The 13,305-nt window shown below is 70.1% G+C and carries 11 protein-coding genes; 5 read left to right on the top strand and 6 right to left on the bottom strand.

Annotated elements, in window-relative coordinates; translation table 11 throughout:
* The first annotated feature begins 15 nt into the window (after nucleotides 1–15).
* The 3 genes from ACYVLT_RS35620 (at nucleotide 16) to ACYVLT_RS35610 (ending at nucleotide 2,541) form a co-directional block, all read left to right on the top strand.
* Nucleotides 16–579 (top strand): sigma-70 family RNA polymerase sigma factor, encoded by a 564-nt coding sequence (locus tag ACYVLT_RS35620; protein ID WP_360450632.1) that lies wholly within the window; start codon nucleotides 16–18, stop codon nucleotides 577–579.
* Nucleotides 580–583: 4 nt separating this feature from the next.
* On the top strand, nucleotides 584–1,318 hold the full coding sequence (locus tag ACYVLT_RS35615) for an anti-sigma factor family protein (protein WP_461124562.1): 735 nt from the start codon (nucleotides 584–586) through the stop codon (nucleotides 1,316–1,318).
* A gap of 314 nt (nucleotides 1,319–1,632) precedes the next feature.
* Nucleotides 1,633–2,541, top strand: coding sequence for an NAD(P)-dependent oxidoreductase (locus ACYVLT_RS35610; RefSeq protein WP_461124561.1), 909 nt, complete (start codon nucleotides 1,633–1,635; stop codon nucleotides 2,539–2,541).
* Here ACYVLT_RS35610 and ACYVLT_RS35605 read toward each other — a convergent pair.
* Nucleotides 2,494–2,838, bottom strand: coding sequence for a DUF742 domain-containing protein (locus tag ACYVLT_RS35605; RefSeq protein WP_360450641.1), 345 nt, complete (start codon nucleotides 2,836–2,838; stop codon nucleotides 2,494–2,496). The two genes, ACYVLT_RS35610 and ACYVLT_RS35605, sit on opposite strands and share 48 nt — an antisense overlap.
* A gap of 483 nt (nucleotides 2,839–3,321) precedes the next feature.
* Here ACYVLT_RS35605 and ACYVLT_RS35600 point away from each other — a divergent pair, with 483 nt between their 5' ends.
* Nucleotides 3,322–4,080, top strand: coding sequence for an ABC transporter ATP-binding protein (locus ACYVLT_RS35600; RefSeq protein WP_461124560.1), 759 nt, complete (start codon nucleotides 3,322–3,324; stop codon nucleotides 4,078–4,080).
* Complete coding sequence (locus tag ACYVLT_RS35595) at nucleotides 4,080–6,617, top strand: ABC transporter permease (RefSeq protein ID WP_461124559.1); 2,538 nt, start codon at nucleotides 4,080–4,082, stop codon at nucleotides 6,615–6,617. The genes ACYVLT_RS35600 and ACYVLT_RS35595 overlap by 1 nt, the downstream gene beginning before the upstream one ends.
* An 82-nt stretch (nucleotides 6,618–6,699) precedes the next feature.
* Here the strand turns inward: ACYVLT_RS35595 and ispH are convergent, their stop codons facing one another.
* The 5 genes from ispH to ACYVLT_RS35570 form a co-directional block, all read right to left on the bottom strand.
* A complete protein-coding gene (gene ispH / locus ACYVLT_RS35590) occupies nucleotides 6,700–7,626 on the bottom strand; it encodes a 4-hydroxy-3-methylbut-2-enyl diphosphate reductase (protein ID WP_461124558.1) in 927 nt (308 codons plus the stop codon).
* A gap of 240 nt (nucleotides 7,627–7,866) precedes the next feature.
* Nucleotides 7,867–8,907 (bottom strand): family 2 encapsulin nanocompartment cargo protein polyprenyl transferase, encoded by a 1,041-nt coding sequence (locus ACYVLT_RS35585; protein ID WP_461124557.1) that lies wholly within the window; start codon nucleotides 8,905–8,907, stop codon nucleotides 7,867–7,869.
* A gap of 214 nt (nucleotides 8,908–9,121) precedes the next feature.
* Nucleotides 9,122–10,531: a family 2B encapsulin nanocompartment shell protein gene (locus ACYVLT_RS35580; RefSeq protein WP_461124556.1), complete on the bottom strand. Its 1,410-nt coding sequence runs from the start codon at nucleotides 10,529–10,531 to the stop codon at nucleotides 9,122–9,124.
* Nucleotides 10,532–10,561: 30 nt separating this feature from the next.
* A complete protein-coding gene (locus tag ACYVLT_RS35575) occupies nucleotides 10,562–11,968 on the bottom strand; it encodes a family 2B encapsulin nanocompartment shell protein (RefSeq protein ID WP_461124555.1) in 1,407 nt (468 codons plus the stop codon).
* A 434-nt stretch (nucleotides 11,969–12,402) separates the two neighbouring features.
* Nucleotides 12,403–13,266, bottom strand: a complete 864-nt coding sequence (locus ACYVLT_RS35570; protein WP_461124554.1) for an alpha/beta hydrolase family protein — start codon at nucleotides 13,264–13,266, stop codon at nucleotides 12,403–12,405.
* Nucleotides 13,267–13,305 lie beyond the last annotated feature (39 nt).

Raw genomic sequence — 13,305 nt, 5'->3', positions numbered from 1 at the left:
CTCCGGCGCGCTTGGATGCTCGGCGTGGCGCGGCACAGACGCAGCACTTCCCCCCAAAGAGATCACAGTTGGCCGGACTTGAGTCTGGAAGACGAGCTGATCCGCAGGCTCTACCAGGAGTTCGGCAGCGCGCTGCTCGGGCATGCCATGAGGCTGACCGGCAGCGACCGGCAGTGGGCAGAGGACATCGTCCAGGAGACGCTCGTACGGGCGTGGCGCAACGCCGAGAAGCTGGAGCGGGACCCCGTCCTGCTGCGCTCCTGGCTGTTCACCGTCGCCCGGCGGCTGGTCATCGACGACCGTCGCAAGCGGAGCGTCCGACCGCAGGAGTCGGAGTTGACGCCGTCCGACGAGGCCCCGCAGCGGGACGAAGCGGACCGCACGCTGGCGGCCATAGTCGTAGCCGAAGCGATGAACGGACTGACGGAGGAACACCGGGAGGCTATTCTCGAGACGTACTTGAGGGATCGGACCGTCGGGGAGGCCGCAGCGGTGCTCGGGGTACCGCCCGGCACGGTGAAGTCCAGGGTGTACTACGCGCTTCGCGCCCTGCGGCGTGCTTTGCAGGATCGGGGCTGAACAGGTGACTTCGCTGCCGAACCACATCGACGTGGCGGCGTACGTCCTCGGTGTCCTCGATGAGGACGAGGTCGACGCGTTCGAGAACCACCTCGCCCAATGCCGTCGATGTGCGCTCGACCTGCGCGATTTCGCCGAACTGCCCGATCTGCTCGACGAGGCCGACGCCAACGGCATGCTGCGCGCCAACGCGGGGGAGCGGCCCGACGGCCGTTCGGTGCGCGCGATGCTCGACTCGGTCTCGGAAACCAGGGCGCGCAAGCGCCGCAACGTCGCGCTGCTGGCCGCCGCCGCCGCGGCGGTGCTCATCGCGGTGACCGCGGTCGTGTCGGTGAACGTCGCCGCACCGTCCGACCCGGTCGCCGGTTCCTCGTCCACACCCGCGGTGCCGGAGCAGTCCAACGTGGCGAAGGGCGCCCCGGACGCTTCCGGCACCATCACCCGCACCGATCCCGCGACCGGCGTGTTCGCCCGGCTCTCGGCCAGCCCCGAGCCGTGGGGCACGTCGTTGCAGGTCGAGGTGAAGGGCGCCAAGGGGCCCACCCGGTGCGAGCTGGTGGCGAAGTCGCGCACCGGCGAGGCGATGGTCATCGGCTCGTGGCTGGTGACAGGGTCGGGTCCGAGCAAGGACCCGGTCACCCTCCAGGCCTCGGTGGGCATGCGCTGGCACGACATCTCGGAGTTCGTCGTGCGCGACACCAAGGAAGGCGCCACCCTGGTCCGCCTCCCCACCTCCTAACCCCCACCCCACCCCCCACCCCTCGCGTGTCCTACCTTCAGAACGCGCGTGTCCTACCTTCAGAACGCGAGAGTCCTACCTTCAGAACGCGAGAGTCCTACGTTCAGAACGCGCGTGTCCTACCTTCAGAACGCGCGTGTCCTACGTTCAGAACGCGCGAGTCCTACCTTCAGAACGCGAGAGTCCTACGTTCAGGACCCCCGAGTTCAACGCTCAGGACGCGCGCGGCGCACCACCGTTCAAGACCGGCAGCACCGGCACGGCGTTGAATCCCGCCAGGGGACGGCGCCGTGCCGTCGTGTGAGGAGGTCTCGGTGGAGGTCGGTTTCGTCGGTCTCGGCATCATGGGTCAGCCGATGGCGCTCAACTTGGCCCGGTCCGGCCGGCCGCTCGTGGTGTGGAACCGCTCGCCGCACCGGACCGAGCCGCTGCGCGCGGCGGGCGCCCGGGTCGCGCGGACCCCGGCCGAGGTGTTCGCCGACGCCGAGGTCGTGATCCTCATGCTCGCCCACGAGGGTGCGATCGACGCCGTCCTCGACCGCGGCACGGACCGGTTCGCCGACCACGTCAACGGCCGCACCGTCGTGCACATGGGCACGACCTCCCCCGGCTACTCGCGCGACCTCGCCACCGACGTCCGCGCCGCCGGCGGCGACTACGTCGAGGCCCCGGTCTCCGGCTCACGCGGCCCGGCCGAGGCCGGCGAACTGGTGGCCATGCTCGCGGGCGACCCCGAACCCGTGGCCCTGGTGCGCGAGGTGATCGCGCCGATGTGCGCCGAGGTGGTCGACTGCGGCCGGTCGCCCGACGCCCTGCTGATGAAGCTGGCCGTGAACCTGTTCCTGATCACCATGTCCACCGGCATCGCCGAGGCGTTCCACTTCGCCGAACGGCACGACCTGGACCTCGGCACGCTGGTCGAGGTGCTGGACAAGGGCCCGATGGCCAGCAAGGTGTCCCGCGCGAAGGCCTCGAAGCTCCTCGCCGCCGACTTCGAGGCCCAGGCGGCGGCCCGCGACGTGCTGACGAACAACCAGCTGATCGCCGACGCCGCCCGTGCCGCCGGGGTCGCCTCACCGCTGCTGGACGCGTGCCTGGCCCTGTTCACCCGCGCCGTGGACCTCGGCCACGACAAGGAGGACATGATCGCCGTCGTGCACGCGTTGCGGGAACGCTCAGATCTGGCGCAACCCCATCAGGACGCGTTCCATCAACTCAAGTGACGGCCTGCCCTTGTCGTCGATCGCGTGACCCTCGTGCACGTTGATCAGGCTCATGTCGGACATATCCGCCAACAGCACGCGAACCACGCCGAGCGGCAACCGCAACGTCGCCGCCACTTCCGCGACGGAATGCGGATTGCGGCACAGATCGCTGATCACGCGGTGTTCCGCGGTCGACGTGAGGGCGTCTCGCGCCGCCCTTTCATTCGTCGTCACGATGGTCTCGATGGCCAGCGTCGTCGCGGAGCGCGTACGCCCGCCGGTTCTGGTGTAGGGGCGCACCCGGAGGGTCGACACACCAGCTCCTCAAAGCGGTCGGCGTTGATCTTGGTCGCGCGGGGTCAGGTTCGCTGACGCCGGTAGACCCTACGAGCGATCACGCCTCCTGTCTCGGTTTTCCCGACATGTGGGAGAGTCGGCGTGTCATCGCGACGGTGTGTGCCCAGTCGCTTCCGGGCGGTGTCCGCCGCTGTGCCGGGCCTGTGCCCAGGCATCGGATGATCGGGTCGCTTCACCTCTCGTTCGCCCGCCGTTCGGCTCCCGATCGCCGGGGACGGATCGGCCGAAGCGATCACCAAGTGCACCGGGCGGTGCGAGATCCGTGATCACGCCGACGCCGCGGAACACTTGAGGGGATTGAAGTTCGGCAATCCCGCAACCGCCTCCGGGAAATACCCCGACCACGATTCCGGGGTCATTCCCGACGCGCCGCCACCCACTGATCCGCCACATTTGCTCCCGTGACGGCGAGCGCCGTCCGGGCACAGGGGTGGAGGACCGGTGACGGGCAAGGCAGGGGCTGCCGCGAGAGCGGTGGACGTGTGGAAGTCCTACGGCACGGGGGAAGCCGCGGTCACCGCGCTGGCGGGGGTGAGCGTCGAGTTCGACCGCGGCCGGTTCACCGCGATCATGGGACCGTCCGGGTCGGGCAAGTCGACGCTCATGCACTGCCTGGCCGGACTCGACGTGATCGACTCCGGTGAGGTGTGGATCGGCGGCACCAGGGTCGACGGCTTGGGGGACAAGGCCCTCACCGACCTGCGCCGCAACCAGGTCGGCTTCATCTTCCAGCAGTTCAACCTGCTGCCGACGCTCACCGCCGAGGAGAACATCACCCTCCCGCTCGCCATCGGCGGCCGGCAGGTCGACCGCGCCTGGTTCGACGTCGTGATCGACACCGTCGGCCTGCGCGACCGGCTCACGCACCGGCCGACGCAGCTGTCCGGCGGTCAGCAGCAACGCGTGGCCTGCGCCCGCGCCCTGGTCGCCCGGCCCGACGTCGTGTTCGCCGACGAGCCCACCGGCAACCTCGACTCGCGCTCCGGCGCCGAGGTCCTCGGCTTCCTCCGGCGCTCGGCCCGCGACTTCGGCCAGACCGTCGTCATGGTGACCCACGACCCGAACGCCGCCTCCTACGCCGACCGCGTCATCTTCCTGGCCGACGGCCGGATCGTGCGCGAACTGCACGAACCCACCGCCGCCGCCGTGCTCGACACCATGAAGGCCCTCGACGGCGACGACCGGCTGGTCGTGGCCTGATGCTGAAGGCGACGCTCAAGAGCGTGCTCGCACGCAAGCTGCGGCTGGTCCTGTCCGGCCTGGCCGTCGTGCTCGGCGTGATGTTCGTGTCCGGCTCGTTCGTGCTGACCGACACGCTCGACCGCTCGTTCAAGGACCTCTTCGCCACCGTCTACTCCGAAGTGGACGTCCAGGTCGCGGTGCGACCCAAGATCGACGAGGACGACCCCGAGGCCGCACTCGCCGGCACCCTGACCGCCGACGACGTCAAGGCCGTCGCGTCGGTCGACGGCGTGCGCACCGCGGTCGGCGACGTCACCGGCTCGGCCCGACCCATCGGCGAGAACGGCAAGGTGCTCACCACCTCCGGCGCGCCACGCGTCGGCACCGCCTGGCGCGACGACGGCCAGGAGGAGCTGCGCGAGGGCACACCGCCCCGACGCGACGACGAGGTGGCGATCAGCGCCTACCTGGCCGAGACCGGCGGGTTCCAGGTCGGCGAGCGGATGTCCGTGCTCACCCTGGAGCCGAAGCGCACGTTCACCGTCGCAGGGATCTTCGGCTACCCCGGCGACCGCGACTCCCTGGGCGGCGAGCTCACCACCGCCTTCACCGAGACCACGGCCCAACAACTCCTGCTCGGCACGCCCGGCGCGTACAGCACCATCACCGTGCTGGCCGACGAAGGCGTGTCGCAGGCCGCGCTGCGCGACCGCGTGCAGGCCCGACTGGGTGACGCCTACCAGGCCAAGACCGGCGAGCAGCTGGCGAGCGAGTCGGCCGACGAGATCGGCGAAGGGCTCGCGTTCTTCAACTACGTGCTGCTCGGCTTCGCGGGCATCGCGCTGTTCGTCGGCATCTTCATCATCCTCAACACCTTCTCCATCATCGTCGCGCAACGCACCCGAGAGCTGGCGCTGCTGCGGGCCATGGGCGCGAGCCGCAAGCAGATGATCGCCTCCGTCGTGATCGAGGCGGTGGTCATCGGTCTCGTCGCCGCCGTGGTCGGCCTGGCCGCGGGCATCGGCGTCGGCGCCCTGCTGGCGAACCTGTTCAGCACCATCGGCGGCGGCAGCCTGCACCTCGCGGGCCTCTCGGTGCCCTCCTCGGCGATCATCTCCTCGTTCGCGGTCGGCATCGTGGTCACCGTGCTGGCGGCGTTGCTGCCCGCCGTGCGCGCCTCCCGCATCGCACCGGTCGCCGCACTGCGCGAGGCCGCCACCCCCGACCGGCCGCTGACCAAGCTGACCGTCACGGGCGCCGCGCTGTCGCTGGTCGGCGGCGGGATGCTCGGCCTCGGCTTCGCCGACGGGACGCTGTGGCTCATCATGGCCGGGCTGCTGGTCTCGTTCGTCGGCGTCGCACTGCTGACACCGTTGATCAGCAGGCCCGTCGTGTCCGTGATCGGCAAGCTGCTCGCCTGGTCGGTGCCCGGCACGCTCGGCCGGCGCAACTCCGCGCGCAACCCGCGCCGCACCGCCATCACCGCCGCCGCGCTGATGGTCGGCATCGCCCTGATCACCGGCGTGAGCGTGGTGCTCACCTCGGCCACCACCAGCATCACCAAGGTCGCCGACACGCAGATCAAGGCCGACCTGATCATCTCCGGTGAGTCGGCCAACGGCGAGACCAGCGGCACGTTCACCGCCGACCGGATGGACCGGGTGCTCGCCACGCCGGGCGTGGAGTCCGGGTTCGGCTGGTACAACGACGGTGTCGTGATCGACGGGCAGCGCAAGTTCGGCACGGTGGTCACCGACGTGCCCGCGATGGAGCGCATCTTCGGGCTCAGCACCACCAGCGGCACGATCGGCGACCTCGGCGACGGCGAGATCGGCCTGGACGAGGCCACCGCCACCGCGCTGAACCTGCGCCAGGGCAGCACGGCGGAGGTGCAGACCACCAAGGGCGGGCCGCGCAGCTACACGGTCGCGTTCGTGCTGGCCAAGAGCGTGGTGGTGACCGATGCCGTCATCCTGCCCCGGTCGGCGGTCGACGAGTTCGCGCTGCCGCAGATCAGCAGCGCGTTCATCAAGGCCGACCCCGGGGTGAACGTCGCCGACCTGCGCCAGGGCATCGAGCCGCTGTTCGCCGACAACCCCGAGGTGTCCGTGCAGGACCTCGGTTCGTACGCGGAGCAGCAGGCCGCGCAGCTCGACACCGTGCTGATCATGATCCAGATCCTGCTCGCCCTGGCCATCCTCATCGCGGTGCTCGGCGTGATCAACACGCTGGCGCTGTCGGTGATCGAGCGGACCCGTGAGCTCGGGCTGCTGAGGGCGATCGGAATGCGCCGCGCGCAGGTGATGCGGATGATCACCGTCGAATCGGTGGTGATCTCGGTGTTCGGCGCGCTGCTCGGCCTGGTGGTGGGCACCGCGCTGGGCGTCGCGGCGGTCCGGGCGCTCGCGGACCAGGGGTTCACCGACCTCGGCATCCCGTGGGCGCAGCTGGGCAGCTACCTCCTGATCGCCGCCGTGGTCGGCGTGGTCGCGGCGATCCTGCCCGCGATCCGCGCCGCCCGGTTGAACGTCCTGCAGGCCGTCTCCTACGAGTGAGGCGGGTACGAGCGAGGCGGGTTGCGCCGCTTGCGGTTTCCGCCGCCCGGTCGGTCCACTGAGGACCGACCGGGCGGTGACGTCACCGGGGTCGGACCGCGGTCGGCAGGGTGAACTGGATCGTCTCCCGTGCCGTCTCGCGCACCTGGACGTCCCACGCGCCCAGCGCCTCGACCACCTCGTCCACCAGCCGCGGCGGCGCCGAGGCGCCCGCGCTCACCCCGACCACCCGCGCGCCGTCCTGCCACTCCGCCCGGATGCCGGACGCGTCGTCGACCAGGTGCGCGGGCGTGCCCATCCGACGGGCGGTCTCCACCAGCCGCACCGAGTTCGAGGAGTTCTCCGAACCGACCACCAGCACCAGGTCGGCGTCATGCGCGATCTCGCGCACCGCGTCCTGCCGGTTGGTGGTGGCGTAGCAGATGTCCGCCGCCGACGGCCCTCGCAACGCCGGGAACTTCTCCCGCAACGCGGCCAGCACCTCGGCCGTCTCGTCCACCGCGAGCGTGGTCTGGGTCAGGTAGGAGACCCTGGTCGGGTCCGGCACCTCCAGTGCCGCCACGTCCGCGACGGTCTCCACCAGCACCATCTGCTCGGGTGCCTCGCCGAGCGTGCCCTCGACCTCCTCGTGCCCGGCGTGCCCGATCAGCACCACCGTGTCGCCACGCGCCGCGTACCGCTTCGCCTCCGCGTGCACCTTCGTCACCAGCGGGCAGGACGCGTCGACCACCTCCAGCCCTCGCCGCGCGGCCTCCTCCCGCACCGCGGGCGACACCCCGTGCGCGGAGAACACCACGACCGCGCCGTCCGGCACCGCGTCCAGCTCGTCCACGAACACCGCGCCACGTGCCTCCAGCTCGGCCACGACGTGGGTGTTGTGCACGATCTGCTTGCGCACGTGGACCGGGCCACCGCGCTGGTCCAGGAGGCGGTCGACGATCTCGATGGCCCGTTCGACCCCGGCGCAGAACGACCGGGGTGAGGCCAGCAGCACTAAGGGAAAGGCCACGGCGGGGCTCCTCGTCGGATCTGGGTGACTCGTCAGGCCGGCTGTCGGGATTCGGAGGGTGCGGTGGGCGCGGGGTGGTGGGTGGCAGGGCAGGGGTTGGTTGCCGGCCTCGTTGTTTCAACCGACGTTTCACCTGGGCGATAACGGCGTTTTCTTTGGTCCTTCTTTTATGTTCACTCGTTCGTAGTTCCTCTCCGCAGAAAAACCGCAGGTCGGAGGCTATTGGAGGTCGCTCGGCGCTCAGTGGTCACGGCGAGTGGCCAAGCGGGCGACGGCGTCCAGTTCGCGTGCGGCGCGCTCGGCTGGTCCCGCGGCACGCAGGTGCTCCCGCGCGCGGACGAGGAGGTCGTCGGCGCGGCTTTGTGCCCACGCACGGGCGCCCGACTCCTCGATCAGCTCCGCCGCACGCGCCAGCTCGACCGGGGTGAGTTGGTGCTCGGCGTGGTAGAGCGAGTGGAGTTCACGGCCGGCGGGGGTGTCCGACGTCAGCGCGGCCACCACCGGCAGGGACTTCTTGCGGTTCTGCAGATCCGAGTACACCGGTTTGCCCGTCACCTCCGAGTCGCCCCAGATGCCGAGCAGGTCGTCCACGAACTGGAACGCCAAGCCGACCCGCTCGCCGAACGACCGCAGGTGCTCCACCTGCTCGGGCCGACCGCCGCCGAACAACGCGCCCAACGCGCACGACGCACCCAGCAGCGCACCGGTCTTGCACTCGGCCATCCGCACGCACTCCGCCAACCGCACGTCGGCGCGCTCCTCGAAGGACAGGTCCGCGCTCTGCCCGTCCAACAACCGCTGCACCGCAGCCGACAGCACCCGGATCGCCTGCTGCGCCTGCGGGTGACCACTGCCCGCCAACACGTCCATCGCCAACGTCAGCAGCGCGTCACCGGCCAGGATCGCCGGGTTCACGCCGAACACGTGCCACGCCGTCGGCCGGTGCCGCCGGGTCGTGTCGCCGTCCATGACGTCGTCGTGCAGCAACGAGAAGTTGTGCGTCAGCTCCACCGCCACCGCGGTCGGCAGCGCCGCGTTCACCGCGCCGCCCACCGCCTGCGCACCGAGCAGCGCCAGCGCGGGCCGGATCGCCTTGCCCGCGTCCGCGCCCGTCGGCCTGCCGTGCTCGTCCCACCAGCCGAAGTGGTAGCCCGCGATCGTCCGCATGGAGTCCGGCAACCGGTCGACCGCGCTCCGCAACGCCGGGTCGACCCCGGCACGGCTCCAGTTCAACACCTCGTGCGCGGACCGGTGATCGAGGCTCACGTCCAGGTCGGTCATCGCCACAGCTCCTGTTCGGGGGGGAAGCGCCCTCCTCCGGAGGATTGGCGCCGGCCGCGCGGGCGCGGAAGTGAGGGCAGGGGGAGAAAGCGCAGAAGGGGACGGGAGAGAAAGGCAGGGAAGAAGGGCACGGGAGAGCCGCAGGAGAGGAGCAAGCGGCAGGGGAGGAGTGGCAGCCGGGTGTGGTGGCCCGGCTGCCGTCGACTCCGAGTGGTCAGGACCGACCGATCTCCACGTGCTCAAGGATGCCGAGCGCGTCCGGCACCAGCACGGCCACCGAGAAGTAGGCGCTGACGAGGTAGGACACGATGGCCTTCTCGTCGATCCCCATGAACCGGGCGTTCAGGCTGGGCTGCACCTCGTCCGGGATGCCGGGCTGGTGCAGGCCGATCACGCCGCTGTCCTCCTCGCCGATCCGCATGGCCAGGATCGAGGTGGTGTGCTGCGGCGAGATCGGGATCTTGTCCGACGGCAGCAGCGGCACACCCCGCCAGGTGACCACCTTGGTGCCGTCCACGTCCGCCGTCCCCGGGTACACGCCGCGCTTGCTGGCCTCCCGGCCGAACGCGGCGATCGTGCGCGGGTGGGCCAGCATGAACGCCGTCTTGCGCCGCCGGGACACCAGCTCGTCCAGGTCGTCCGGGGTGGGCGGGCCGCCCCGGGTGTGGATGCGCTGCTTGAGGTCCGCGTTGTGCAGCAGCCCGATCCGGCGGTTGTTGAGGATCTCGTGCTCTTGACGTTCGCGCAGGGCCTCGATGGTCAGCCGCAACTGCTGCTCGGTCTGGTTCATCGGGTGGTTGTAGAGGTCGGCGACGCGGGTGTGCACCCGCAGCACGGTCTGCGCCACTTCCAGCTCGTACTCGCGCGGCGCCAGCTCGTAGTCCACGTACGTCGCCGGCAGGTCCGGCTCGCCCTCGTGGCCGGAGGCGATCTCGATCGCCGCCTCGCCGTGCTTGTTCTGCGGCTTGCCCGCCTGGCGCGCGAACGCCTCGATGTGCTCCCGCAGCGCGTCCGCCCGATCCCCGAGCTCTTGCACCGACTGCCACGACAGCACCAGGACGGTCACCGGCGTGATCGCCTTGACGGTGTAGTCCCAGGTCAGCTCGTCGCCGTACAACACCTCGCCACCGAAGTGGTCGCCGTCGGCCAGCGTGCCGAGCACGGTCTGGTCGCCGTACTGGCCGCGCCCGATCTTGCTCACCTTGCCGTGCGCGACCAGGACGACCTCGTCGGCCCGCTCACCGGAGGACACCAGGAGCTCGCCGGGCTGGAACTCCCGCTGCCGGCACCGGTCCGCCAGCGCGGTCAGGACGTCGTCGTCCGGGAAGTCGCGCAGCATCGGCAGCTCGCGCAGCTCCTGCGGGATGACCCGGATCTCGGCGCCGGTGCTGGTGAAGCTCACCCGCCCGTCGCCGACGGCGTAGGTGAGGCGGCGGTTGACCCGGTACGTGCCTGCCCGGGTGGCCACCCAGGGCAGCTTCCGCAGCAGCCACCGCGGCGAGATGCCCTGCATCTGGGGGGTGGACTTGGTGGTGCTCGCCAGGTTCCGCGCGCTCGCGGTGCTCAGGCTCTGCCGCTGCTGCTCGGCCTCTTCGGGTGCGAGGCCGGGGTCTGTCACGGTCACGTCAGCTGCCCAATCTGGTCAGGGGGATGGTCAGTCTTCGCGGCCGAGCTCCACGTGTTCCAGCACGCCGATCGCGTCCGGCACGAGGATCGCGGTGGAGTAGTAGGCGCTGACGAGGTAGGAGATGATCGCCTTCTCGTTGATGCCCATGAACCGCACGTTCAGACCGGGCTGGTACTCGTCGGGCAGGCCGGTCTGGTGCAGGCCGATGACGCCCTGGTTGTGCTCGCCGGCGCGCAGCAGCATGATCGAGCTGGTGCGGGTCTTGGTCAGCGGGATCTTGTTGCACGGCAGCACGGGCACACCGCGCCACGCGGGCACGTGGTGGCCGTTGAGGTCGATGGTCGACGGGTAGATCCCCCGCTTGGTGCACTCGTTGCCGAACGCCGCGATGACCCGCGGGTGGGCCAGGAACGCGGTCGGCTCCTTCCACACGGTGGCCAGCAGGTCGTCCATGTCGTCCGGGGTGGGCGGGCCGCTGCGGGTGTGGATGCGCTGCTTGAGGTCCGCGCTGTTGAGCAGCCCGAAGTCGCGGTTGTTGACCATCTCGTGCTCCTGGCGCTCGCGCAGCGCCTCGATGGTCAGCCGCAACTGCTGCTCGACCTGGTCCATCGGGTGGTTGTAGAGGTCGGCGACGCGGCTGTGCACCCGCAGCACGGTCTGCGCGACGCTGAGCTCCAGCTCGCGCGGCGCGACCTCGTAGTCCACGTACGTGCCGGGCAGGTCCGGCTCGCCCTCGTGGCCCGAGGCGATGTCGATCTCGGCCTCGCCGTAGGCGTTGGACTTGCCCTCGCCGGCCGCGAACATGCGCTGGATGTGCGCGCGCAGCCCGCCCGCCTCGCCGTTGAGCCGCTCGAACACGTCCCACGGCAGCACCAGGGCGATGACCGGCGTGACGGCCTTGAACGTGCGGTCCCACTCGCCCTGCGGCCCGGCGAGCACCTGGCCGCCGAAGTGCTCGCCGTCGGCGAGCGTGCCGAGCACGGTCTGCGAGCCGTACTCGCCCTGGCCGATCATGTTCACCTTGCCGTGCGCGATGAGGTAGACCGCGTCCTGCGGCTGGTCGACCTGCACGATGACCGCACCCGGCTCGTACTCGCGCTGCTCGAACCGGTCGGCCAGCGCGGCCAGGGCCTCGACGTCCTCGAAACCGCGCAGCAGCGCCAGCTCGGTCAGCTCCTGCGGGATCACGCGGACGTCGGCGCCGATGTTGGTGAACGTCAGCCGCCCGTCGCCGACGGAGTAGCTGAGCCTGCGGTTGACCCGGAAGGCACCGCCCTTCGCCTCCACCCAGGGCAGGAGCTTGAGCAGCCACCGCGAGGTGATGCCCTGCATCTGGGGAACGGACTTCGTCGTCGTCGCCAGGTTCCGCGCCGCCGCCGTGCCGAGGCTGAGCCGAGGTCGCTCGGTGTCCAAGTCCGAATCGGTCACAGTCACCGCGTCACACCGCCAATCGGAATTCGTTCATTGGTCCGGGTTGACGGTAGTGAGCCTGAACGGGGCACGGGAAGCGGCCGATGTGACGACCCCCCTGAGGGTCAACCAGCCCCCGTTTGCGCACTCACCGTGGACGTTGTCCACCCCGCAAGTAATTAACGGGTGATCTTCCGGTACCGGCGAGGGTTTATTCCGCACGACAGGGAATGACTAGCTCAATGATCGTAACCGATTTCACTGAAAAGTGTCGTTGACGCCGACGAGACCAATCGCTGGGTGGGCATTCCGCATGTTTGCGGACCAAAATTCACTCGCAAGTGGGTACGACGAAACACGCGGTGCCGGCGGGTAGCCGACACCGCGTCAACGGACGTGGAACGGGCGTGGCGCCGCGGTCGACCGCGACGCCACGCCCGGGTCTGCCGACCCGCCGCTCAGACCGAGTGCGGGCAGGTGTCCCGGTAGTCCGAGATCAGCGAGCTGTCGGGGGGCGAGGGGCACAGGAACTGCTCGTAGCGGGTGTCGTTGTCGATGAACCGCTTGAGCCACGCGATGCTGTACTTCGCGATCGTCGTGTTGGAGCTGTTGGGCGCGAAGTGGCTGGCGCCGTTCAGCTCCAGGTACGCCTTGTCCAGGGTGGACGGCAGCGAGGTGTAGAACGGGATGGAGTGCGACGACACCGGCGCCACCGAGTCGTCCTCGGCGCCGACGACCAGGGTCGGCACCCGGTTGTTGCCCCAGGACTTGTCGGTGTGCCACCCGGTCAGCGGGATCGCCGCCTGCAGGGACGGGCGCTGCTCGGCGGCGCGCATCGTGCCGCCGCCGCCCATCGAGTGACCCATCAGACCGAGCCGGGAGGCGTCGATCCGGGTCCGCACCGAGCTGCGCTGGGTCAGGTAGTCCAGCGCGGACAGCAGCTGGCTCGCCCGGCTGTCGGGCTGGTCCAGGGTGCTGTTGGTGTCGATGGTGAACACCACGAAGCCCTGCGACGCGATGCGCGGGCCCAGCCACGAGATGGTGGACTGCGTGCCGGTGAAGCCGGGCGAGATGGCGATCGCGCCGAAGGTGCCCTCGGCGGTGCTGGTCGGGTAGTAGATCGTGCCGCCGCCGAAACCGGAGACCGACAAGGAGGACACCGTGGTGGTGGCCGTGGCGAACGGGCCGCGGGACGCCTCGATGCTCGAACTGGTCGGCGCGGGACCGCGCCGGTACTCGACCTCGGCGTTCGCCGGCGTCACGCCGACCAGGGACAGGGCCAGCGCCGGGATCAGCGCGGGGATCAGTTTGCGGAGTTGCACGTCGGTGTACACCTCGCTTGGCAGGGAACTACGGACAGC

Source organism: Saccharothrix stipae (genome assembly GCF_054781895.1).
Note: the sequence above shows the minus strand (reverse complement) of the source record. Positions and strands in the feature narration are given on the sequence as shown.

Coding starts and splice junctions, on each gene's coding strand:
- ACYVLT_RS35595 (WP_461124559.1), top strand. CDS start 4,080: ATGCTGAAGGCGACGCTCAAGAGCGTGCTCGCACGCAAGCTGCGGCTG.
- ACYVLT_RS35620 (WP_360450632.1), top strand. CDS start 16: ATGCTCGGCGTGGCGCGGCACAGACGCAGCACTTCCCCCCAAAGAGAT.
- ACYVLT_RS35585 (WP_461124557.1), bottom strand. CDS start 8,907: ATGACCGACCTGGACGTGAGCCTCGATCACCGGTCCGCGCACGAGGTG.